At 51.2% G+C, this 21,764-nt stretch carries 22 protein-coding genes; 17 read left to right on the top strand and 5 right to left on the bottom strand.

Going from position 1 to position 21,764, the window contains the following annotated elements; all coding sequences use genetic code 11:
* Window positions 1–28: 28 nt before the first annotated feature.
* A complete protein-coding gene (locus tag C792_RS0110565; protein WP_017549418.1) occupies window positions 29–898 on the bottom strand; it encodes an AraC family transcriptional regulator in 870 nt (289 codons plus the stop codon).
* A gap of 123 nt (window positions 899–1,021) precedes the next feature.
* On the opposite strand from C792_RS0110565, the gene C792_RS0110560 reads away from it, so the two are divergent.
* Window positions 1,022–1,759: a DUF429 domain-containing protein gene (locus tag C792_RS0110560; protein WP_017549417.1), complete on the top strand. Its 738-nt coding sequence runs from the start codon at window positions 1,022–1,024 to the stop codon at window positions 1,757–1,759.
* A 15-nt stretch (window positions 1,760–1,774) separates the two neighbouring features.
* Here the strand turns inward: C792_RS0110560 and C792_RS14680 are convergent, their stop codons facing one another.
* Window positions 1,775–2,623, bottom strand: coding sequence for a CPBP family intramembrane glutamic endopeptidase (locus tag C792_RS14680; RefSeq protein ID WP_017549416.1), 849 nt, complete (start codon window positions 2,621–2,623; stop codon window positions 1,775–1,777).
* Between the two features lie 82 nt (window positions 2,624–2,705).
* Here C792_RS14680 and C792_RS0110550 point away from each other — a divergent pair, with 82 nt between their 5' ends.
* On the top strand, window positions 2,706–3,611 hold the full coding sequence (locus C792_RS0110550) for a macrolide 2'-phosphotransferase (RefSeq protein WP_017549415.1): 906 nt from the start codon (window positions 2,706–2,708) through the stop codon (window positions 3,609–3,611).
* Window positions 3,612–3,732: 121 nt separating this feature from the next.
* On the top strand, window positions 3,733–4,434 hold the full coding sequence (locus tag C792_RS0110545) for a ferredoxin reductase domain-containing protein (RefSeq protein ID WP_017549414.1): 702 nt from the start codon (window positions 3,733–3,735) through the stop codon (window positions 4,432–4,434).
* A 42-nt stretch (window positions 4,435–4,476) separates the two neighbouring features.
* On the opposite strand, the gene C792_RS0110540 is transcribed toward C792_RS0110545, so the two are convergent.
* A complete protein-coding gene (locus C792_RS0110540; protein ID WP_017549413.1) occupies window positions 4,477–5,742 on the bottom strand; it encodes a Zn-dependent hydrolase in 1,266 nt (421 codons plus the stop codon).
* 206 nt (window positions 5,743–5,948) lie between these two features.
* On the opposite strand from C792_RS0110540, the gene pxpB reads away from it, so the two are divergent.
* From pxpB to nagB, 10 genes are all read left to right on the top strand, one after another.
* The gene (gene pxpB / locus C792_RS0110535) at window positions 5,949–6,668 is read left to right on the top strand and encodes a 5-oxoprolinase subunit PxpB (RefSeq protein WP_017549412.1); all 720 of its coding nucleotides are present in this window, start codon (window positions 5,949–5,951) and stop codon (window positions 6,666–6,668) included.
* Window positions 6,665–7,654 (top strand): 5-oxoprolinase subunit C family protein, encoded by a 990-nt coding sequence (locus tag C792_RS0110530; RefSeq protein WP_017549411.1) that lies wholly within the window; start codon window positions 6,665–6,667, stop codon window positions 7,652–7,654. Before pxpB ends, C792_RS0110530 begins: the two co-directional genes overlap by 4 nt.
* A 5-nt stretch (window positions 7,655–7,659) precedes the next feature.
* Window positions 7,660–8,085, top strand: coding sequence for an acetyl-CoA carboxylase biotin carboxyl carrier protein (locus C792_RS0110525; protein WP_017549410.1), 426 nt, complete (start codon window positions 7,660–7,662; stop codon window positions 8,083–8,085).
* 5 nt (window positions 8,086–8,090) lie between these two features.
* Window positions 8,091–9,437: an acetyl-CoA carboxylase biotin carboxylase subunit gene (gene accC, locus C792_RS0110520; RefSeq protein ID WP_017549409.1), complete on the top strand. Its 1,347-nt coding sequence runs from the start codon at window positions 8,091–8,093 to the stop codon at window positions 9,435–9,437.
* Window positions 9,438–9,455: 18 nt separating this feature from the next.
* Entirely contained in the window at window positions 9,456–10,211 is a 756-nt protein-coding gene (locus tag C792_RS0110515; RefSeq protein ID WP_026090323.1) for a LamB/YcsF family protein, read from the top strand.
* 20 nt (window positions 10,212–10,231) lie between these two features.
* Window positions 10,232–11,443 carry an NRAMP family divalent metal transporter gene (locus tag C792_RS0110510; RefSeq protein ID WP_017549407.1) on the top strand — a complete coding sequence of 404 codons (1,212 nt, stop codon included), beginning with the start codon at window positions 10,232–10,234 and terminating at the stop codon, window positions 11,441–11,443.
* A gap of 11 nt (window positions 11,444–11,454) precedes the next feature.
* On the top strand, window positions 11,455–12,228 hold the full coding sequence (locus C792_RS0110505; protein WP_017549406.1) for a putative hydro-lyase: 774 nt from the start codon (window positions 11,455–11,457) through the stop codon (window positions 12,226–12,228).
* A 118-nt stretch (window positions 12,229–12,346) separates the two neighbouring features.
* On the top strand, window positions 12,347–13,918 hold the full coding sequence (locus C792_RS0110500) for a glutathione ABC transporter substrate-binding protein (protein ID WP_017549405.1): 1,572 nt from the start codon (window positions 12,347–12,349) through the stop codon (window positions 13,916–13,918).
* Between the two features lie 89 nt (window positions 13,919–14,007).
* Entirely contained in the window at window positions 14,008–14,604 is a 597-nt protein-coding gene (locus tag C792_RS0110495) for a pyroglutamyl-peptidase I (protein ID WP_017549404.1), read from the top strand.
* A gap of 145 nt (window positions 14,605–14,749) precedes the next feature.
* Window positions 14,750–15,472, top strand: coding sequence for a glucosamine-6-phosphate deaminase (gene nagB, locus C792_RS0110490; RefSeq protein WP_017549403.1), 723 nt, complete (start codon window positions 14,750–14,752; stop codon window positions 15,470–15,472).
* 260 nt (window positions 15,473–15,732) lie between these two features.
* On the opposite strand, the gene C792_RS0110485 is transcribed toward nagB, so the two are convergent.
* Together C792_RS0110485 and C792_RS0110480 are read right to left on the bottom strand one after the other, a co-directional pair.
* Window positions 15,733–16,953 carry an ABC transporter permease gene (locus tag C792_RS0110485; RefSeq protein WP_017549402.1) on the bottom strand — a complete coding sequence of 407 codons (1,221 nt, stop codon included), beginning with the start codon at window positions 16,951–16,953 and terminating at the stop codon, window positions 15,733–15,735.
* Complete coding sequence (locus tag C792_RS0110480) at window positions 16,946–17,845, bottom strand: ABC transporter ATP-binding protein (protein WP_017549401.1); 900 nt, start codon at window positions 17,843–17,845, stop codon at window positions 16,946–16,948. The genes C792_RS0110485 and C792_RS0110480 overlap by 8 nt, the downstream gene beginning before the upstream one ends.
* A gap of 98 nt (window positions 17,846–17,943) precedes the next feature.
* Between C792_RS0110480 and C792_RS0110475 the strand changes: the two genes are divergently transcribed.
* From C792_RS0110475 to C792_RS0110460, 4 genes are all read left to right on the top strand, one after another.
* The gene (locus C792_RS0110475) at window positions 17,944–19,692 is read left to right on the top strand and encodes an ABC transporter ATP-binding protein (RefSeq protein WP_017549400.1); all 1,749 of its coding nucleotides are present in this window, start codon (window positions 17,944–17,946) and stop codon (window positions 19,690–19,692) included.
* Window positions 19,693–19,711: 19 nt separating this feature from the next.
* Window positions 19,712–20,275, top strand: coding sequence for a VanZ family protein (locus C792_RS0110470; RefSeq protein WP_017549399.1), 564 nt, complete (start codon window positions 19,712–19,714; stop codon window positions 20,273–20,275).
* Window positions 20,276–20,287: 12 nt separating this feature from the next.
* Window positions 20,288–20,680 (top strand): hypothetical protein, encoded by a 393-nt coding sequence (locus tag C792_RS0110465; protein WP_017549398.1) that lies wholly within the window; start codon window positions 20,288–20,290, stop codon window positions 20,678–20,680.
* Window positions 20,681–20,792: 112 nt separating this feature from the next.
* Entirely contained in the window at window positions 20,793–21,713 is a 921-nt protein-coding gene (locus tag C792_RS0110460; protein ID WP_017549397.1) for a TroA family protein, read from the top strand.
* The last annotated feature ends 51 nt before the right edge of the window (window positions 21,714–21,764 follow it).

Genomic DNA, 21,764 nt, shown 5'->3' with positions numbered 1-21,764 from the left:
TAAAGGGAATTCCTGTCTTCCGTTTCTATCAACTGTGACTTGGTCTCACCGGTATCCATACTTCGCTGTAAGCATGGTTCTCCTTATCCTCATCCATGTTGGTGAACGAGAATGACGGAACATCGATGACTTCATACCCGGATGACGGCAGCCATTCGGAATAGGTGCGTGCCATCGTATTCTGGAGTGTTTCCGGGAAGGGGCCCGCATTCGGGAAGACCGCCCATGTGTGGGCAGCGATTTCCACTGTGTCAAGCAGCGGACTGATATCCGTTTCTGTAGTCGGTACACCGATTACATGGGTCAGACCGCCTTCATCCTTCAAAAACTTTTCGTCTGCATCATATGACGCATTGACAATCTGGGCGGGCTCCATATTCATCAATTCATGCATCTTCGTCCTCTGTTCCCCGGTGATGCTTTCAGCCAGTTTGACAATTTCATCATTTACACCTTCAAACTGCATCGGCACCCTCCGTTTGACGCCGGCGATCGTGAACGCCGGCAGCTCTTTAATCTGTACTTCCATATTTTCTCCTCCTCTGACGTCGATATAGAATGAAAGTTTCGGAAAAGAAACGATGATCTTATCCCTGTAGACTTCAGAGGGCAGATAGCCGCTCCAGGATTTGAACGCCCTGGTAAAACCGTCGATGGACTGATAGCCGTATTTGAATGCCGTATCCGTCACGCTTTGTCCGTCCACCAGATCGCGATTTGCTTTGGCCAGCTTCCTCTTTTTGATATATTCACTGAGCGGCATGCCGCTGATGTACTGGAATATCTTCCTGAAGTGGTAGTCCGACTCACCGATGTATTTTGCAACATCCTCGATTCTGATATCGTACGCGAGATTGTCCTCTATGAAGTCGATCACATCATTCAATGTTTTAAGCATCATTTCCCCGTCCTTTCCAATCTTTATTGTAGAGAGCGGCAGGAGAAAACTCTCGATAATTTCCATCCGGATTATGTCGGATGGTATCATAGATACAATATTACAGGAAAAGGGCGTAGATGTATGCTGTTCATAGGAATCGATCTGGCCTGGACTTATAAAAATGAGTCGGGAATCTGTGTAATCATTGGAAGTGGAGAGGTGAAATTTCTTGATGCCGGCATTTACACGAATGAAGAAATACTGGAGATCATCAGGAACTACAGCGGGGATGACATGTGCATCGCCATCGACGCACCGCTGATCGTAAACAACGAGACCGGTTCGAGAGGGGCGGAAGGCGCACTGATGCGGACGAGGATCCACGGGCACCGACTGTCCGCCTTCAATTCAAACAGGAGCTATTTCATGAAGGTTTTCGGAGATATACGGGGTGAAACGCTGATGAAGATGATACAAGGGGAATTTCCTGATACAGAGGTCGGCTTCACCGAATCAAAATCCAATATCATCGAGACATTCCCTACCGGCATCTGCTGCGGTCTGTTCCCGGAAATTTACCCGGTGAAGTATAAACGGAAACCCAAAGTCCCTTTTGACGAGACATGCCGGCAGATGGAAATACTGCTCAATCGGTTTGGAAGAATAGAAACAGCCGAGGGGCATGTCAGCGGACTTAGTTCAAAGCTCACTTTAGACGTGACTTCCCTCACACGCAAAGAGCATAAACACACAGAAGATAAGATCGATGCTTTTTTGTGCGCCTACGGCATGTACAGCATCTATCATGGCAGGGCAGAAGGCATGATGTTCGGCAACACTGAAGACGGGTTTATGGTGGTGCCGGTGAAAAATGCCTGACAGACAATATTACTTTCATATATTATGCTTTTTAAGCCTGAAGACCAGTATGGAAAAGCAGGCGAGGCTCCCCAATACTACGCACAGGAATGAGAGGTAGATGACCATTGCGCCCGGGAACAGCTCGTCGTATACAATCAGTCCTTCTCCCTGTGTATTTGATGCGCCGGAGATGAACCGTGCCGCCTCAAGATAGATGAGATGGAATATGATGCTCATCCAGAGTGTGCCTGTGTATTCCTTGACCAGCTGGAGAACGAGACCAAAAAAGAATATCAGTATGACGTAGTCCGGTGTGATGGATACGGGTTCGCCGAACAGGGCAGACTGCAGCAGGAAGCTTGATACCGCAACAAAAAGAAAAATCACGGTCTGGGAGAATAGAGAGACGGGAAAGCTGAATTTCCGCCTCAGCTGTTCATATATGAGGCCGCGTAAAAACAGCTCTTCGGGAAACGCCTCATACAGGAATGCTGTAACCGTATTGAGCAGCAGCGCCGTCATGACGGTCCTCGTCAGATTCAACGAGGTATTTTCAATGAGCCCGAAGAGATCTGCGCTGAGTATTCCAAGAGAGATGAGGATGAAAGGAATCAGTATGGCTGTTTTCATCCTGCCCGGGCTATCGGGTCCGCCAAGCTTGATCTTTCGTATGATTCTCCTGTCTTTACGCCGCACGAAGAAGAGGATAACCAGAGTAAGAACGGCAAACAGGACACCCTGCAGGAAACGGACGAGATTCAACGGCAGATTTGTATTTTCCAAAAGATAACTGCCGGTTTCACCGGAGACGAAGAGAAATGCTGCGGCCAGGACTGCATAGATGATGATGGCGGGTGGCTGTATTTTTGGGTTGTGGTCCATGGGATCACTCTCCTGAAATAAACTGTTTTCACTTTACCCTCATGAGGGTAAGGTTATGTAATGAATTTTAAGGAGTGGTTTCATGGGAAGAACGATGGACGAAATCGCACTACTGGCCGAATCGCATGGCTTGGAACTGAACCGAAAAAATTTGGTGGAAAATAATTCAGGACTCGATTTCCAGGTTGTTTTCGGATCGGACAAGAAGAATAGGAACTGGGTGTTGAGAATACCGAGAAGGGAGGATGTATTTGTCCGGACGAAGCCTGAAAAGAAGGCACTGGAATTAATTGCGCGGAACGTAGATTTTGAAGTGCCTGTATGGGAGATATATGAAGAGGATCTGATCGCCTATCAGAGTCTTGGCGGTGTGCCGTCGGGGACGATCGATCCGGAAATCCAGAACTATATATTCGAAATTGATAATCAGAATCTGCCTGAAAACTTTACAAGGACGCTTGCAGAAACGATGGCGGATCTGCATAGCATCCCTCTTGCTGAAGCCCGGGAGGCAGGGATAGAAACCATCGGTCCCGGTGGTCTGAGGAAAAATATGAAAGAACGCATGATAAAGGTCAGGAACCATTTCGGTGTTTCCGATGCGTTGTGGGACCGGTGGATGGGATGGATTGAAGCAGAGGAAATGTGGCCGAAAGAGACAGGCCTGATTCACGGGGATCTGCATCCCGGTCATATCATGGTGGATAGTGAATCCAATGTCACAGGTCTCATCGACTGGACCGAGGCGAAAGTTTCGGATATATCGAAAGATTTCATGGGCCACTACAGAGTGTTTGGCGAAGATGGACTCGATAATCTGATAGCAGCCTATAAGGCGGCCGGCGGCTACTGCTGGCCGGGCATGAAAGAGCACATGATGGAACTCATGTCCTCATTTTCAGTAGATATTGCAGAATTTGCGATGGAATCCGGCATGGACGAATATGAAAAGATGGCCAGGAAAGAACTGGGTGTGGAGGATCAGTAAAAGCCGTCGGGTATTTGGTTGCCGGTATTGTATCTTTGGAATCATTTAATTGAGAATCGTTATCACTTGTTATATACTTATACTTGTATTGATAAAATGATGACGGGAGACTGTTTAATATATGCAAATCCATTGGACGAAGATAAACAGGGTGATTCAGGAAACGCCGGAGATAAGGACGTATATGCTGGACTGTCCGGATGGGTTCACCTGGGAGGAAGGTTCGCACACGCATCTCGGGCTTGAAGGGTTCAACGCGGGTGAGAAGCCTGATAAAGGGCTGGTCCGCCATATGTCCATCTCGACACTGCCGGATGAGGCATCCATAGGGATTACGACACGCATCCGGAAGCAGCGCTCTGAATTCAAGGATATGCTGGAGGGCCTCGATGCCGGCAGTCCTGTGGCAATATTCAAGACACATTCCAATGTGCCGCTGAAAAGGGAGGGGAAAAATGTCTATCTCCTTTCCGCTGGCGTCGGACTGGCGACGTTCCGGCCGCTTGTGCGGGAATACATGAACCGCCCGGATGAGGTGAGGAGCCTGTATTCACTGAACATCGATTCTTCAAAAGATCATCTTTTCCCCGGTATTTTCGAATCGGCACCAAAAAAAGGGTTCACCTCAAAGTTCGTGGATGACCGGGATGAATATTATCAGCATGTGAGAAACCTTGCTGAAGATAAAGATGGCCTGTTCTACGTAGTGGGAAGCGATGCGTTTCTGATAGAGAACATTGCATTGCTGCGCGGATTGGGTATAAAGGCAGAGCAGATCATGCTGGATAAGCGTGAACATATGGTGCAGGAGTTCCTCGGATGAGTGAAAAAGGTTCAGATCAAATAGATCTGAACCTTTTTTGCGTCATTCGAGATTTTCGAAGAAGTCCTTGAGTATGAGGACGGCATCCCTGATGTCACTGACATGGCTGAATTCCTCCGGTGTGTGGCTGATACCTCCGATGCTGCGGACGAAAAGCATGGTGACCGGATACTTTGTACCGATGCTCATCGCATCATGGCCGGCGCCGCTCGGCAGATGGAAAGGGGTCTGTCCCTGCCGTCTGAAGGATTCCTCCATGCCGGCAATCACTTCACTCCGGATCGGTACCGGCATGATGCGTGTGGTGAGATCTATCCGTGCCGTGACGTCGGATTGTTCAGCTATGCTTTCAGCATGTCTCCTCACACCTTTGATGAGCTCCGTCTGCCGGTCTTCATTGATGTCCCTTGCATCCACGACGAGTTCGACTTCGCCCGGGATGACATTGACGCCGTTCGGGCTGACTTCCATCTTGCCCACGGTGGCCACCGCGGTCGGGCTCACTGATGCCGCGACTTCCGGCAGTGTGCGGATGAATTCCGATGCCTGGACAAGCGCATCATTCCTCTGATGCATAGGTGTAGATCCCGCATGCCCGGCTTCGCCTCTGAATGTAACATTAGTCCGCGTCGCTCCTGCAATGCCGCTCACAATGCCGACAGGAAGGTCTTTTTCCTCCAGCTGTTTCGCCTGCTCGATATGGATTTCCCCGTACATCCTTATGTTGCAGTCCCGGCCTCTTGATGAGAGGAACCGTCTGCGGTCCGAATTGATATTCCCCAGTACATCATCGATCGTCTGACCTTTGTAATCACGGTATTTATCCAGTTCATCTTCATCAATCAGTCCCATGAATGCCCGGCTTCCTGTAAGCCCGCTGTTGAAGCGGCTGCCTTCCTCATCAGAGAAGATGGCGACTTCGTAGGAATGCCTCGGTGTATACCCGGATTCATGCCACAGTTCTGCGATCTCGAGCGCCGACAGCACACCCGCCGCGCCATCGAAATGGCCCCCGTTCGGTACAGAGTCCAGGTGGGAGCCCGCCATCAATACCTCAGAATCATCATGGCCCTGGTATCTTCCGAATACATTGCCGGCCCCGTCAGTGCGGACACTCATTCCGATATCCTCCATCCATCCGGTGACTTTCTCCTTTGCCTCAATTTCCAAGCCGGAGTAGCCCATGCGTTTTGAGCCTTCATCTCCGGTCCGGCCGATTTCGGATATTTCAAGGATCCGTGCGTGCAGTCTCTCGGAAGTTTTGTCATCCGGCATCTCCGCTTTCATCTTTTCAAGAAAAGTGTTCATTGGCAGATCACTCCTGATATATTGTGAGAATCATTCGTTCTTTCCGTTTTTACAGCATTGGATATCTTCATGTTGTATTTTCCCAATAATTTAAAATCAACTATAACATATCAGAGGCGTCTGATAGAATTGAATTATTCTAATATTTAATTTTTATCGTTGTAGGTTATACTTCAAGTGACGAATAAAGAAAAGAAGGTGAAAAAATGGAAGTCAGGCAGTATGCGGAAAACGCGCTTACGATATACATGGGAGATGACATTGATGAGAAGGTGAACCGGCGGCTGGTTGAACTGAAGAAGAAAATAGAATCGCTCGATATCGCCGGAATTGGGGAAATCGTCATCTCATACACGAGTCTCATCATCTATTTCGATATTTTCGAAACGGATGCTGAAACGATTGAGGGAGAGATCGGGGGGCTCGATACGGATGCGCTGCTTGAGGGTGAATTTGAATACCGGGTAGTGGAGATCCCGGTCTGCTACGGCGGGAAATACGGCCCGGATATTGAAAACTTTGAGGAAAATGGACTTTCTGCTGCTGAAGTGATCGACATGCACAGCGGGAAGGAATATCTGGTATATATGCTCGGCTTCATGCCGGGCTTCCCGTATCTCGGCGGGCTCGATGAAAAATTGCACAAGGCGAGGCTTGGGACACCGCGGGTACGGATTCCCGCCGGATCGGTAGGCATCGGCGGGAAACAGACCGGCATGTATCCGTTCGAATCCCCGGGCGGATGGAATCTTCTCGGGCGGACACCGGTCCCTTTATTCGACCCGGGGCGTGCGGAACCGATACTCTACCAGGCGGGGGATCGGGTTGTTTACCGTGCCGTAGATGAAAAAGAGTATGATGATATAAAGGACGCGGTCGAAGCCGGCCGGTATGAAGTGAAAATTGAGTCAGGGAGTGATGGATGATGGCATTGAAGGTGATGGATCCGGGGCTTTTCACGACAGTCCAGGATATGGGAAGATACGGCCATCAGGCCGAAGGCTTTTCCCCGGCCGGTGCGATGGACTGGCGGGCGATGATGCTCTCAAACCGGCTGCTCGGCAATGATGAAGGTGCAGCAGTGCTTGAGATGACACTGCAGGGCGCCTCCTTTGAAGTGACAGAGGAAGTGACAATCTCAACAGCCGGTGCGGAAATGCCGGTGGCTGTCGATGGACTGGAAATGAAGACCGGTACGGTAATCCCGCTGATGAAAGGGGAACAGGTATCTTTTGGCGGCGCAGAACGCGGTGCACGAACATATCTCGCTGTGACCGGTGGTTTCGCTGTCCCTGAAGTGTTCGGCAGCGCCTCGACGCATACACGCAGCGGCATTGGCGGACTCGGCGGCAGGACACTGAAATCCGGTGACAGTCTGAAAGCGGCCGGTGGAAATGGTGCCGCCGGAATGGGGCGGATCAGGGTTTTTGATGATGACGATGATGTCATCCGTGTGATCCCCGGTCAGCAGTACGACAGATTCAAAGACAACCTGGATAAGTTTTACGGTTCCGGGTATACACTTACCAAGGACTGTGACCGCATGGGATTCAGGCTTGACGGGGAAGTGATCGAAGCCGTGGGTGGACATGATATACTCAGTGAGCCGACGCAGCTCGGCAGCATCCAGATTCCGAAAAACGGCAAACCGATCATCCTGCTGAACGACCGACAGACCGCCGGCGGATACGCCCGCATTGCCACAGTGGCACTCTGTGACATACCGAAGCTTGTGCAGAAGCGGCAGGGTGACACGATCCGGTTTGAGGAAATCAGTGTGGACAGGGCAGTGGAACTTTATAAGGATGAAATAGGGAAGGTCCGATCAGATGGATATTTTGGAATCGACAATGATTTCAGGTCCCACAGACGGCCGCTGGCTGGAAAAATTGAAAGTATCATGAAGAGGTGACGACTATGGATGTGGAAAAAATCAGGGAACTGATAAAACTTGCGAAAGAGGAAGACCTTAAAGTGCTCCGCGTCGGAGATATGGATACGGAGGTGCACATAGAAACAAAAGGCAGCGGTGACACTGTCGTGACGGAGCATGGTGGTAAAGACAAGTCTTCTGCGGACGGCGGGCATAACGGACTGCATACAGTTAAGGCGGCGCAGGTGGGTACGTTCTATACGCATAAAGAGGAAAACAGCACGGAAAATTTCGTCGAAGCGGGTGACAAAGTGGCAAGCGGTGATCAGATTGGCATGATCGAAGCGATGAAAGTGTTCAATGATGTGCTGGCCGATGCCGATGGAGTGGTTGAGGAGGTACTCGTCGGGAACGGGGAAACGGTCGAATACGATCAGCCGCTTGTGACGCTCAGGCCGAAGGAGGACTAGACAGTATGAAGAAAGTATTGATTGCCAACCGCGGTGAAATTGCCGTCCGCATTGTACGGACGCTCAGGGAGATGGGTCTCGGGAGCGTGGCCGTCTATTCCACAGCGGACCGGGACAGCCTGCATGTCACGATAGCGGATGAAGCCATCTGCATCGGTCCGCCCAAAAGCACCGACAGCTATCTTGACATCGAGCGCATGCTCCAGGCGGCGGAAGTCTCGGGCGCGGATGCCATCCATCCCGGATACGGATTCCTGTCGGAAACCCCGGAGTTTGCACGGCGCTGCGAGGAAGCGGGCATCATCTTCGTCGGCCCGGATTCCGCCATCATGAAAAAGATGGGGGACAAGGCGGAGGCGAGACGGACTGTGAAAGCTGCGGGCATCCCGGTCATCCCGGGCAGCGAAGGCGTTGTGGAAAGCATCGATGAAGTGAAGGAGGTGGCTGCGGATATAGGCTTTCCGATCGTCATCAAGGCCGTCTCCGGCGGCGGTGGAAAGGGGATGCGCTTCGTGCATGATGAGCAGTCACTCGGGAAACAGTACAAAGACGCCAGGAAAGAGGCGAAGAATGCGTTCGGCGACGACCGGATCTATGTAGAGAAATACATTCCGAAAGCGCGGCATATCGAAGTGCAGATTGTCGGTGACAGCAAAGGGGACGCTGTGCATCTTTTCGAACGGGACTGCTCGATCCAGCGCAATAATCAGAAGCTGATAGAGGAAGCGCCGGCAGCAGTCCTCGCTGATGCGACGCGTGCGGATATTACGGAGCGGACGGCGGCTGCCATAGGGCGGCTTGAATATGCCGGTGCGGGCACCGTCGAGTATTTGTATGTGGAGGAAGAGGATGCATTCTACTTCATGGAGATGAACACGAGGGTACAGGTGGAGCATACGATTTCCGAGATGATCACCGGAATTGACATCATCCGTCTGCAGCTCGAGGTGGCATTGTTCGGCCAGTTCGATATCCGGCAGGAAGATATAGAGATGAAAGGTTTTGCCATCGAATGCCGTATCAATGCAGAGAACCCTGCCAAAAATTTCATGCCGTCCCCGGGCAGCATCGACCGGCTGCACTTCGGCCTCGGCAACGGTGTGCGTGTCGACACCCATGTGTTTCGGGGCTATCAGATCCCGCCGGATTACGACTCGATGATCGCCAAGATCATTGCGCATGCCCCGGACCGCGAAAAAGCCATACGAAAGATGCGTCATGTGCTCGGAGAGACGGTGATCTCTCCGATTGATACGACACTCGATTTCCAGCATTATCTGATGAACCACCCGAAATATATGGACAATACCGTGGACATCAAGTTTCTGGAAAACAATGAAATCATAGAATAGAAAGGGAGTATGGACATGTTGACAGTTGATCTGAATGCAGACCTCGGTGAGAGCTACGGCAACTATACGATAGGTAACGATGATGAAATCATTCCGCTGATTTCATCGGCGAACGTCGCCTGCGGCTTCCATGCGGGCGATCCGTCGGTCATGCTGAAGACCGTCCGACTGATCAGGGAAAGCGGAAGCACCGGCATCGGAGCGCATCCGGCGTACCCCGACCTGATGGGATTCGGCAGAAGGTATATGGAACTTTCCATGCAGGAAGTCAGAGCCCTGATGTTCTATCAGCTCGGCGCCCTGGATGGGTTCTGCAGAGTCGGGGGTGTCGAGTTGAACCATGTCAAGCCGCACGGCGCACTGTATAATGCCACGTTCAAGGATAAGGAACTCGCCAGGACGATTGCCGAAGCGGTGCGCGATTACAATCCCGGACTCAAGCTGCTGGGACTCTCCAATCAGAACCTTGTGAAAGCCGGTGAGGAGGCTGGCCTTGAAGTCAGGCACGAAGTCTTCGCCGACCGCGCCTATGAGGATGACGGTACGCTTGTCTCAAGGCGCAAGGAAGGCGCGATGATCACGGACACGGATATTGCGGTCGGGCGCGTCATCCGCATGGTCCAAGAGGGCAGGGTCGAATCCATAGGCGGGCATGACATCGATATCCAGGCAGACAGCATATGCGTGCATGGCGATGGCCCGAAGGCTCTGGAATTTGTCAGAGAGATCAGACGGCAGCTCGGTGAGAACGGGATAGAGATTAAAATGATGTAGATTGGAAGGGGTGTGGAAAAATGAATGAAAAACCGAAATTGACCGCAGCACAGCGGCGCCTGCTCTTTGGCGCCATATTCCTGATGGCCACCTCATCAATCGGTCCGGCGTTCCTGACGCAGACCGCGGTGTTTACCGAACAGTTTCTGGCAAGCTTTGCTTTTGCCATCCTTGCTTCAATCATCATTGATATCGGTGCACAGCTGAACATCTGGCGCGTGCTCAGTGTCTCAGGCAAACGGGGACAGGATGTCGCAAACGATGTTGCCCCGGGGCTCGGCCATGCTGTGGCACTGCTCATCGTCCTCGGCGGCTTTGCATTCAACATCGGCAACGTCGCTGGAGCGGGCCTCGGCTTCAACGCGATATTCGGATGGGATGTGCGCGTTGGTGCAGCACTGACCGGTGCATTCGCCATCTTCGTCTTCCTTGTCAAGAACGGCCGTGCTGTAATGGACGTTGTCACACAGTCTCTTGGTGTGCTGATGATTCTCATCACCGCCTTTGTCATGATCCGGTCCAACCCGCCATATGGGGAGGCGGCGCTCCGGGCGGTGGCCCCTGAAGAGCCTGGATCCCTTGTGGTGCCGATCATCACATTGGTCGGCGGCACAGTGGGTGGCTACATTACATTCGCCGGTGCACACAGACTGATCGAAGCCGGTATGACGGGGCAGGAGAACCTGAATTTCGTCAGCAAGGCGGCGAATTATGGCATCCTGACAACGGGCGTCATGCGCGTGCTTCTATTCCTCGCTGTGCTCGGTGTGGTGGCGACGGGTGCGACGCTCGATCCGGATAACCCGCCGGCTTCCGTGTTCCAGATCGCACTCGGTGACATCGGCATGCAGGTGTTCGGTGTCGTGCTCGTTGCGGCAGCATTGTCATCCGTCATCGGTTCAGCCTATACCAGCGCGTCTTTCCTGAGATCTATACACAGGTTTTTTGATGAACACAACAATACGGTGATCGTCGTGTTCATCGTCGTGTCGACGGTGATATTCACTTTCGTCGGACGCCCCGTGGCGCTGCTCATCCTGGCAGGCGCCTTCAACGGTCTCATCCTGCCGGTCACTCTTGGTGCGATACTTATCGCCTCCAGAAGGAAGAAAATCGTCGGTGATTACCGCCATCCCGCGTGGATGATCATTTTCGGTGCCGTCGCTGTAATCATCACACTCATTGCCGGGATCATGTCACTTGAAGGCCTGGCAGATCTATGGAATAGATAGGAGGATACGAAGTGGATTCTAAAGAATTGAGAGAAGCGATCAGGAATGGTGAATTCACCGGAACGACCTCAGGTGCCGCGGGCCATAAAGTCCAGGCGAACCTGGTCATCCTGCCGAAGGTTTACGCATTTGACTTCCTGCTGTATGCCATGCGCAATAAGAAGGCGGTGCCCGTGATTGAGGTCATCGAAGACGGACAGACAAAAAGCCGGTTTGCGGACGGCTCCGACATCCGGACAGACGTGCCTAAGTATAATATATATGAGGACGGCGTGCTCCGCGAGACGACGGATGACATCAGAGGATATTGGCGGGATGACTTCGTCACATTCCTTATCGGCTGCAGCTTTACGTTTGAGCAGGCGCTACTGGATGAGGGACTTTCAATCAGGCATATTGATGAGAGGCGGAACGTTGCCATGTACAAGACAAACATCGCGACCGATCCGGCGGGTGTGTTCAGCGGCGAACTGGTCGTCTCAATGCGGCCGTTTGATGAAAGTGAAGTGGAGACCGTCACACGTGTAACAGGGCAGTTCCCCGAAATGCACGGCGGACCTGTCCATTACGGCAGCCCGCACGAGATCGGCATCAGAGATATCGCCTGCCCTGAATATGGCGAGGCGGTTGAAATCGGGGAAAGGGAAATGCCGGTTTTCTGGGCATGTGGTGTCACACCACAGAATGCGGCATTGAATGCGAAGCCTTCCATCATGATCACCCACGCGCCGGGTCACATGTTCGTGACCGACCTTGAGAACGAGGATTACAGGAAAAATAATTGAAAAAGTAACTAATAGGCGGAAATGTGCAGTAATTGTATACATTTCCGCTTCTTTTACCCCTTAATCCATAGTATTATTATAGGTATAATAAGTGAATGAGTAATGGGAGGAAATGAAAATGAAAAAATGGTGTTTTCTGATTGTGTCCCTGATATTCGTGCTTGCAGCATGCACGGATGACAGCGGGGTGGATGAAGCTGCTGAATCAGACGGCAGCGAGGAGAATGCGGCGGGAAGGGATATCAATTTCAGCCTGCTTGCCATGCCGAGTTCCCTTGATCCGCATGCGGCAAATGACGGATATTCACTCTATGTGATGACCAACATATATGAAACACTGGTGAAAATGAACCAGGATCTCGAACTCGAACCCGGACTGGCCGAATCCTACGAGCAGCTGGATGATACGACATGGGAATTCAAACTGCGTGAAGGCATCACTTTCCATGATGGCAGTGCATTCAACGCCGAAGTTGTAAAAGCGAACCTTGACCGCGTGAGAGATCCGGAAGTCGGGGCCCCCCTCGAGTTCCTATTCACAGAGATAGATGATGTGGAGATTGTTGATGATTACACTGTCCGTGTACATACCGAAAGGCCGTTTGCTGCACTGCCGGCACACCTGGCCCATCCGGGCGGGCACATGATAAGCAAGGAAGTGATCGATGCAGACTACGCAGGAATGGAAGAAGGCGGCAATCCACTGACGGAAGTCAATGCAAATCCGGTTGGTACCGGGTTCTTCAAGTTTGAGGAGATTGCGGAAGGTGATCATGTGACCCTTGTGCGCAACGAAGACTATTGGGGAGAGCCTGCAAAGCCCAAGTCCGTAACATTCAAGGCAGTGCCGGAAGATGGTACGCGGATTGCAGAACTGTCAACTGGCGATGCTGACCTGATCTACCCGGTCAATCCGAGTGATGTCGCGCGGATTGACGGGACAGAAGGCTCGCGTGTGGCACAGAACAAGAGTGCCAGCATGTCCTACATGGGGTTCAATGTTGAGAAAGAACCGTTCGATGATCCGGATGTGAGACGTGCAATCGCAATGTCCATCGACAAGAAGGCCATCATCAATGAAATGCTGGAAGGCATCCCGGCTGTTGCCGATACTCCGCTCAATCCGACTGTGACAGGCTATAGTGAGAATCTTGAGCCGGTGCCTTTCGATAAGGAAGCGGCAGAAGAACTCCTTGAGGAGAGTGGACACGGTGATGGATTCACAGCTGAAATTGTCGTAAACGACCGGACGACTGCGGATATAGCCACATTCATACAGGAAGAGCTGAAGGATCTGAATATCAATTTGGAGATCCGTCAGATGGAGTCCGGCGCCTACCAGGAATTCACGGCCAACGGTGAACATGAAATGTTCATGGGCAGCTGGGGCACGGTGACGCTTGATGCAGATTATGGGCTTTATCCGATGTTCCATTCGGACAACCATGGCGCGCCGGGCAATCGCACGAGATATGCGAATAGAGAAGTGGACCAGCTGCTAGACCAGGCGCGGACCGAGACTGATCGGGCGGCGCGCATGGAGCAGTACGCCAGTGCGCAGCAGATCATCCTGGATGAATCTCCGCTCGTACCGATTTATCATTCTGTACTGCTTGCAGGTATAGACGATGAACTGGAAGGGTATTATCAGTATCCGAGCAGTTTCCCGTATTTGAAAGACCTGGATTGATCGACGGAGGGCTCCCATTTAATATGGGAGCTTTTTTCTTCACAGTCTGATACATTGGAAGTGACATGATTATGTGAGGTGGGAAAACGATGAAGAAATTACTGCTGACAGGATTCGAACCGTTTTTGAGTTTCAGGTCGAATCCGACAGAAGCTGCGGTGCGCGAGCTTGATGGTCTTGTAATCGGGGAGTACAGCGTGACCGGGAAAATATATCCTGTCGTCTTTGATGGAATCGGTGAACGGATCACAGGGGACATGGAAGCCGAACACCCGGATGCAGTCGTATGCCTGGGGCTTGCCGGCGGCCGCCATACAATCCATATCGAGCGGATTGCGATCAACTGCATAGACGGCAGAACGGATAATGCCGGATTCAATCCCGACGGTGAGAAGATAGACGGTGCGGGTCCGGACGGGCTATTCTCCACTCTGCCTGTGAAAAAGCTGGAAGCGGCACTCAGGAAAAAGGCGATTCCGGCCTCCATATCCAACACGGCCGGCACTTACCTGTGCAATAATGTGATGTATTCTGCGCTGAATCATATACAGGATAAAGGGCTCGATACACCTGCCGGGTTCATCCATGTGCCGGCGCATCACGAAATCGGGACGGAACTGGATATTCCGAGCTGGTCCCAGGGAGATATCACCCATGCAGTACGCACCATCATAGAAAATCTGTAAAAGGGGAATCATGTGAATTAACTAGCAATTTTTCTAGTTTTTCAACATTTTTCGTGATATTATAATTTTAAATGATCCGGAATTTCCTTCATCTGGATATTCCGGAATACATATCCTTTATTGGAATAGAACATGGAGGCACTTTATGGAATTAAGCAAAGTGAAAAATTATGATGAAATGAGCATGGAAGCAGCTAAGATCGTATTTCAGAAGATAGTGGACTCGAACAGGCTCGTGCTGGGGCTTGCGACAGGTTCCACACCGGAGAAGATGTATGAGTATCTTGCGGAAATGCTGAATAAGAACAAAGTCGATCTCTCCCACGTTTATACGGTGAACCTGGACGAGTATGTCGGCCTTTCGCCGGAAGATGAGCAGAGCTATCATTATTACATGAGGGAGATCTTCTTTGACAAGGTGGCCCTCCCACTTGAGAATACGAAGCTTCCAAATGGTGTGGCTCAAGACCTTGCCCGGGAGACCAGGGAGTATGATGAAATGATAGATGAGCTCGGCGGTGTCGATCTGCAGATTCTCGGCATCGGCAGAAATGCACACATTGCCTTCAATGAGCCCGGAACTTCGTTCGAATCCGGCACCCACGTCGTCGATCTGACAGAAAGTACAATCCAGGATAACGCAAGATTCTTCGACAAAATAGAAGACGTTCCGGTCAAGGCAGTATCCATGGGGCTCGGAACGATCATGAACGCCAAGAGCATCCTGCTTATGGCTTCAGGTGAGGGTAAGAGGCAGGCGCTCAAAAACATGATCCACGGTGAAATAACTGAAGAAGTTCCGGCATCAATACTGCAGCGCCACCACGACGTAAAAGTCATCACCGACGTTGCGGATATAGAATTATAAGATACGGGATTCGATTTGGCCTTCCGCACACATGCGGAGGGCCATTTGTGTTTGGAGCGATCCGGGGGGAGACCCCCGTCTGTCTTGTCATCGTTTTCCAATCGATGATAAGTAAAGGCGTTGTCCTGCCTTCGTTTCGGAATCGACAATAAGGCAGGGGGTCTGCCTTGTCATCGTTTTCCAATCGATGAGGAAAGCGGTCAAAACCGCCATCCGCTCATCACAAAAAAGGAAGGACCGGAGTCCTTCCAACAGCACGACTATTCTCTTCTGATGCGTTTGAGGTTTTTCAGTATGCCTTTGTCCGTCGACAGGACACTGTTTCTGTAGATGCTTGCGGCAAGCCAGATGACAGCAGCGATGGTCACAATCAGTATTGCGATTCCGAGCAGCAGTTCGACCTGGCCTGTGGTTTCATGCATCGCCCGGAGTGGCATGACGAACGGCGTGAACGGGGGAATGTAGCTCGAGATGATGACGAGCATGTTTTCGCTCGTCCAGATGTTGAAGATTGCGATATAGAAACCGATCAGTGAAAACATCGTCACGGGCAGGAGTGCCTGTTGAAGGTCTTCCATGCGGCTGATGAATGAGCCAAGCAGGGCGGAAATCGACAGGTATAGCACCAGCCCGAGTATCAGGTAGATCAGTGAGTAGACAGCGAGCGTGACTGTCCGGTCGTTCGACTCCAAACCGAATTCGGAGATCAGGTTGTTGAAATCGAACATCTGTATCGCGGCAATGACTGCCAGAACGAAGACGATGAGCTGGGTCAGGCTGACCGAGATCATCGCGGATATCTTCGCCAGCAGATGGGTCACCGGCGGAACGCTTGATACGATCATTTCTATGACGCGGGATGTCTTCTCCATGGCGATCTCTGTACCGATCTGGCTGGCGTAGTTGATGATGATGAAGAACATGATGATCACTGTGACATAGAAGATGATGCTGTTGAGCGGGTTCATGTCGGCGGCCGAGCCTTCGTCCTCCGCTTCCCCATCGTCTGCAGCGATGTCATAAGTGATGTCAGGCGACTCGCCGAGGCTGGCTGTTTCTTCAGGTGTCAGGTTGAGCGCCTGTATCGTGTTCATTCTCTGCACTTCAGCGAGGGCTGTCTCGATTTCCGTCTTCTGTTCATCGGGAAGATCGTTTTCAGCCGAAATGGTAAACGCCATCGGATCTGTTTCCTCGAGGGACAGCACTGCACCGCCCGCCGGCGCGTCGCCGCCTTCGTACGGCTCTATTTCGAATTCCGCATCCATGGATGCGAACATTGATTCAATCGCCCCGTACTGCGCTTCTTCCGCATCGACCTGAAGCGTGGTCACCTCTTCGCTCGAATCGAAAAGTTCGATGATCCTGTCGATATTCGCGGCAAGGAATATCAGGAGGATGATGATGAGCGTACTGATGATGAATGACTTCGCGCGTACTTTGGAAACATATGTCTGCAGGAACGTCGTCATGAATTTATTCATATTTACGACCCACTTTCGAAATAAAGATATCGTTCAGCGAAGGTTCATTCACCTGGAATCGTTTGAAATATCCGAGTTTGATGATTTCCTTGAAAATCGGCTCGGCATACTGTTCGTCTGAAATCTTCAGCGTCGTCTTCTTCCTGACCTGTTTCATGTCGAGGACACCCGGCATTTCTTCAAGGAATGAAATGTCATGATCCCCTTCGATGATTATCTCCTTCTGTCCGAAGTCGCTTTTGATCTGGTCGATATTGCCGCTGACGACCTGGCTGCCGTGGTTGAGGATGCAGAGTTCCTCGCACATTTCCTCGACATGCTCCATGCGGTGCGTGCTGAAGATGATCGTCGCACCGCTGCTGTTGAGTTCCTTCACCGATTTCTTAAGTATCTCCACATTTACGGGGTCGAGTCCGCTGAACGGTTCATCCAGTATGATGAGGTCCGGCTCATGGATGATCGATGCAATCAGCTGGATCTTCTGCTGGTTCCCCTTGGACAGTTTCTCGATGCGTTTGTCCCGGTTTTCCGGAACTTCAAACCGCTCGAGCCACTCATCGAGTTTTACATCGATATCCTTTTTCGACATTCCTTTAAGCTGGGCGAGATAGCGTATCTGCTCTTCGACTTTCAGCTTCGGATGCAGCCCGCGTTCCTCCGGCAGATAGCCGATACGGTTTGTGACGCTGTAGTCGATGGGCTTCCCGTTGTAGGTGATCGTGCCTTCCGTCTGTTTCAGAAGGCCCAGAATCATCCGGAATGTCGTCGTCTTGCCCGCACCGTTTCCACCGAGGAAGCCGTACATGCTGCCGGTGGGCACAGTGAGGTTGATGTCATCAACTGCAGTGTTTTCGTTGAATTTCTTGGTAAGCTGGTTCAGTTCAAGTGACATGGGATTACCTCCTTCTCTTACATCGATTTTACCATAGTGAAAAGCCTGCTGTTACTATATAATGGATAATACTCGATCAGAAAATGAGGTCATAACCCATGGAAGAAAAATTACAGGAAAAGTCCGCATCATTCCCGGATTTCATGCAGCTGCTGCGGTGCACACGAATCAGTAAGGGGCTCTTTATATTCGCAATCGTACTCACTTTATTCGGCACGGTCGGCAGCCTCATCGTACCGCTTCTCACACAGCGGTTCATCGACGGTTTTGATACCGACATGTTCTCCTCCGGCATCATAGTCCTCATCATCTCGGTGTTCCTGCTCAGTGCCATACTTGACGGAGTCTCATACTATATACTCGCACGTGTCGGCCAGACAATCATTTCACGGCTCCGCGAGATTGTGTGGGATAAATTCCTCATGCTTCCCGTCAGCTATTTCGACCGGACCAAGAGCGGGGAGTCCGTCAGCAGGGTGGTCAATGATACTGCCATCATAAAAGATCTGATCACCAGCCATTTCCCGCAGCTCATCGGCGGCATCATGTCGGTGGCGGGTTCGGTCGTCATCCTTTTCGTCCTGGACTGGCGCATGTCGCTCATAATGTTCATCTCCGTGCCGGTCTCGATACTCGTCATCATGCCGCTCGGCCGGAAAATGAGCAGGATTTCCAGGGCACTTCAGGATGAGACGGCGAAATTCACCGGCAGTGTCCAGGAGACGCTGAGTGAGATCCGCCTCATGAAATCCTTCAACGGCGAAGCATATGAACGGCAGAAAGGGCGATCCGGCATCAGAAGGCTGTATAACTACGGCATGCGTGAGGCGAAGATCAATGCATTCCTGTCGCCGATCATGGGTACAGTGATGATGTTTGTCATCATACTGATCATCGGCTACGGCGGACTGCGTGTCGCAGAAGGGACGCTGTCTGTGGGCACGATGGTGGCGTTTCTGCTCTACCTGTTCCAGATTATCATGCCGATGACGATGTTCGCCATGTTTTTCACCGAGTATAATAAGGCCCTCGGTGCCACCGACAGGATCATCGGCATACTTGATCGCGATGAAGAAGCGGACGCGGCAAAAATGGCTGCAGAGCGGGACCTGCAGTTCAGAACGATTGAATTCAAGGATGTCCATTTCGGCTACGGTGAAGATAAGCCCGTTCTGCACGGCATAGATTTCAGGGCGGAACATAACCGGAAAGTGGCGTTCGTCGGACCGAGCGGAGGTGGGAAGTCAACGATTTTCGCACTCATTGAAAGGTATTATGACGTCCTTTCGGGCGCTATTGAAATCGACGGCATGGATATCCGCGGCATTCCGCTCGGTTCGCTGCGCAGAAATATCGGCTACGTTGCCCAGGAGAGTGCCATCATTTCAGGAACCATACTTGAGAACATCACATACGGCCTTGAAGAATCGGACTACACACATGAAGACGTGGAGTCGGCGGTGGTGAAGTCATATGCGAAAGAGTTCATCGATGCGCTTGAGGACGGCCTCGATACGGAGGTCGGCGAGCGCGGGGTGAAACTCTCGGGCGGACAGAGGCAGCGGATCGGCATTGCCCGTGCCTTCCTGAAAAATCCGAAACTGCTCATGCTGGATGAAGCGACGGCAAGTCTCGATTCACGCTCGGAACGCTACGTCCAGGAAGCGCTGGATGAACTGATGGAGGGGCGGACTGTGTTAGTGATTGCACACAGGCTCTCCACTGTTGTAAACTCAGATAAAATATTCTTCATAGATAACGGGTATCTGACGGGGAGCGGAACGCACCGGGAACTTATGAAAACTCATGAAATGTACAGGATATTTACAGAACAGCAATTTGGCTGACAGATAAGAGGAATGGAAAATGTACGAACTTTACAACGCTTTTGAACCGGTCATCCCGGTTTTTATCATATTGTTCTTTGCGGTGGTATTCATCACACTCCTGATAAACAGCCGCAGCGGATACAAACTGGACAACAGAAAGAAGATCGTGAGCTATCTGACGTATGTCGGGCTTTTGATGACTCTGATCGGCATGGCGCTTGTGACGATGCTGCCAAGCAATAATCCTGAAAAAGTCACATCATTCATTCCGTTTCTGAGCATCATCGACACGTGGGAATATGCAACGACAAGGGCAATCATCAACTCACTCTTGATGAACATCGTACTTTTCGTCCCTTTCGGCTTTTTCGTATACCTGCTTTTAAGGCGGGCGTTCTGGACAGTGTTTCTCACGTTTCTCACGTCGGTGTCGATTGAATTCCTCCAGTATATCCTGCCGATCGGCAGGATTTCGAATGTGGATGATGTAATACTCAACATTATCGGCGGATGTGTGGGAATGATAAGCGGTTTAATATTTGCAAAATTTGGAATTGTTTATTATATTAAGAGTGGGGGTAATGATAACGACAAACATTAAGGGGGATGGAAGATGTACAAACGTTTGAAGGACATGGGAAGCATAGAGCTTTTTGAGAATGAAGTGGTCGGTCCAGCGCTTGTCGGGACCATCGAGTATGAACAGGATGGCCGACATGAATTTTACGGCGCCATCATTCCGACAACCCATCGCCTGTTTATAAGGATCTACATCAATGAAAGGGAGATCGAGAGCAGGGGTGTGCTCTATGAGGACATCACAGGGATCAGTGAGGAGAAACTGCTGATGCTTGGTACAGTGATTCACTTCTGGGTAGGGGGACATATCGGAGTCAGTCTGAAAAGCGTGTCGGATGGTGACATAGACCGGACGCTCGAGTTCCTCTATAAATACAGGACACGGGAACTCCATCTGGAAATGGAACCAAACAGAAACGCAGGATAAAAGAATATGACGCAAAAGAGACCGGGGTCCCCCGGTCTCTTTTTGTGTCATTTTAACCGGGTAGTGTTTGGTGTATAATGGAAACTGATCTGAACATAGGGGATATGCAAAAATGAAAATGAGATTGATGATAGTGATTCTGTCGGCGCTATTGCTGCCTGCCTGCAGCAGTTTCAGAGAAACAGGGGTTTCCGACGATGGTGAAATCAGACAGATTATGACCGAACACAGTGAGGAGATTGAACTGCCCTCCAATCCAGAACGTGTCGTCCTGTTCCGCGCAATTGATGCAGGGAATGCGGAACTTCTCGGCAGCGATACCCGGGCTGTGACAGGCATCGTTGAGGACAGCCGGTATGCCCGGGAACTTACGGGCGGTGATGCGGTGTATCTTGAGCATGGGGACCTTCAGTCACTGAAAGGGATCGATCCGGACCTGATTGTGACGTATACGACGGATGAATATCTGTTTGATTACCAGGAAATAGCGCCGACAGTGCAGGTGAACTATAGCACCTCCACATTCAGTCCTTTCAAGGAGCGTCTGTATCTGACGCATCTGTTCAACCTCGGTGTCATACTGAACAGAGAGGAGAAGGCCGAAGCGATCGGTGATGAATGGCTTGAGGAGGCGACCCGCCTGCAGCGCGAGGCTGCGGATATTGTGGCGGGCAATACAGCCATGGTCCTGTCAAAGGAGGAGGACGGATATTTCCTGTACGAGGAATATGCAGGTTTCGGGACGGAGGCGGTCTATGATGTTTTGAAATTCGGTATTGACGAGACGCTTGAGGCCGAGTTCGAAGAGCGGGGATCGGGTCCTGAAACACTCAGAGATCTGGAAGGGGTGGAGACGGATTATGTATTTGTGAGCGTCAGGGAAGGCGGACAGGAGGATGTCGGGGAAGAGGTGTCGGAGACTCTCGGTGTGCCTCGTGAGAATGTCATCCTGCTCGATTATGGCACCTACAGGCTCAACGATCTGATATCGGTCGAGAAGCAGACAGAGGAAATCATCGAGAAGATAGAGTAGGCGTGCCGTGACGGGTATGACTGTTTCCGGTATGATTAAGGTAGTAAAACG

The sequence above is a fragment of the Salinicoccus carnicancri Crm genome (assembly GCF_000330705.1).
Taxonomy (GTDB): Bacteria; Bacillota; Bacilli; order Staphylococcales; family Salinicoccaceae; genus Salinicoccus; species Salinicoccus carnicancri.
Note: the sequence above shows the minus strand (reverse complement) of the source record. Positions and strands in the feature narration are given on the sequence as shown.

What these genes read in the sequence shown, in the direction of transcription:
- C792_RS0110545 (WP_017549414.1), top strand. Translation starts at nt 3,733, where the DNA reads ATGCAAATCCATTGGACGAAGATAAACAGGGTGATTCAGGAAACGCCG.
- pxpB (WP_017549412.1), top strand. Translation starts at nt 5,949, where the DNA reads ATGGAAGTCAGGCAGTATGCGGAAAACGCGCTTACGATATACATGGGA.
- C792_RS0110510 (WP_017549407.1), top strand. Translation starts at nt 10,232, where the DNA reads ATGAATGAAAAACCGAAATTGACCGCAGCACAGCGGCGCCTGCTCTTT.
- C792_RS0110525 (WP_017549410.1), top strand. Translation starts at nt 7,660, where the DNA reads ATGGATGTGGAAAAAATCAGGGAACTGATAAAACTTGCGAAAGAGGAA.
- C792_RS0110530 (WP_017549411.1), top strand. Translation starts at nt 6,665, where the DNA reads ATGATGGCATTGAAGGTGATGGATCCGGGGCTTTTCACGACAGTCCAG.
- C792_RS0110460 (WP_017549397.1), top strand. Translation starts at nt 20,793, where the DNA reads ATGAAAATGAGATTGATGATAGTGATTCTGTCGGCGCTATTGCTGCCT.
- C792_RS0110495 (WP_017549404.1), top strand. Translation starts at nt 14,008, where the DNA reads ATGAAGAAATTACTGCTGACAGGATTCGAACCGTTTTTGAGTTTCAGG.
- C792_RS0110470 (WP_017549399.1), top strand. Translation starts at nt 19,712, where the DNA reads ATGTACGAACTTTACAACGCTTTTGAACCGGTCATCCCGGTTTTTATC.
- C792_RS0110560 (WP_017549417.1), top strand. Translation starts at nt 1,022, where the DNA reads ATGCTGTTCATAGGAATCGATCTGGCCTGGACTTATAAAAATGAGTCG.
- C792_RS14680 (WP_017549416.1), bottom strand. Translation starts at nt 2,623, where the DNA reads ATGGACCACAACCCAAAAATACAGCCACCCGCCATCATCATCTATGCA.
- C792_RS0110480 (WP_017549401.1), bottom strand. Translation starts at nt 17,845, where the DNA reads ATGTCACTTGAACTGAACCAGCTTACCAAGAAATTCAACGAAAACACT.
- C792_RS0110475 (WP_017549400.1), top strand. Translation starts at nt 17,944, where the DNA reads ATGGAAGAAAAATTACAGGAAAAGTCCGCATCATTCCCGGATTTCATG.
- C792_RS0110465 (WP_017549398.1), top strand. Translation starts at nt 20,288, where the DNA reads ATGTACAAACGTTTGAAGGACATGGGAAGCATAGAGCTTTTTGAGAAT.
- C792_RS0110565 (WP_017549418.1), bottom strand. Translation starts at nt 898, where the DNA reads ATGCTTAAAACATTGAATGATGTGATCGACTTCATAGAGGACAATCTC.
- accC (WP_017549409.1), top strand. Translation starts at nt 8,091, where the DNA reads ATGAAGAAAGTATTGATTGCCAACCGCGGTGAAATTGCCGTCCGCATT.
- C792_RS0110485 (WP_017549402.1), bottom strand. Translation starts at nt 16,953, where the DNA reads ATGAATAAATTCATGACGACGTTCCTGCAGACATATGTTTCCAAAGTA.
- C792_RS0110540 (WP_017549413.1), bottom strand. Translation starts at nt 5,742, where the DNA reads ATGAACACTTTTCTTGAAAAGATGAAAGCGGAGATGCCGGATGACAAA.
- nagB (WP_017549403.1), top strand. Translation starts at nt 14,750, where the DNA reads ATGGAATTAAGCAAAGTGAAAAATTATGATGAAATGAGCATGGAAGCA.
- C792_RS0110550 (WP_017549415.1), top strand. Translation starts at nt 2,706, where the DNA reads ATGGGAAGAACGATGGACGAAATCGCACTACTGGCCGAATCGCATGGC.
- C792_RS0110500 (WP_017549405.1), top strand. Translation starts at nt 12,347, where the DNA reads ATGAAAAAATGGTGTTTTCTGATTGTGTCCCTGATATTCGTGCTTGCA.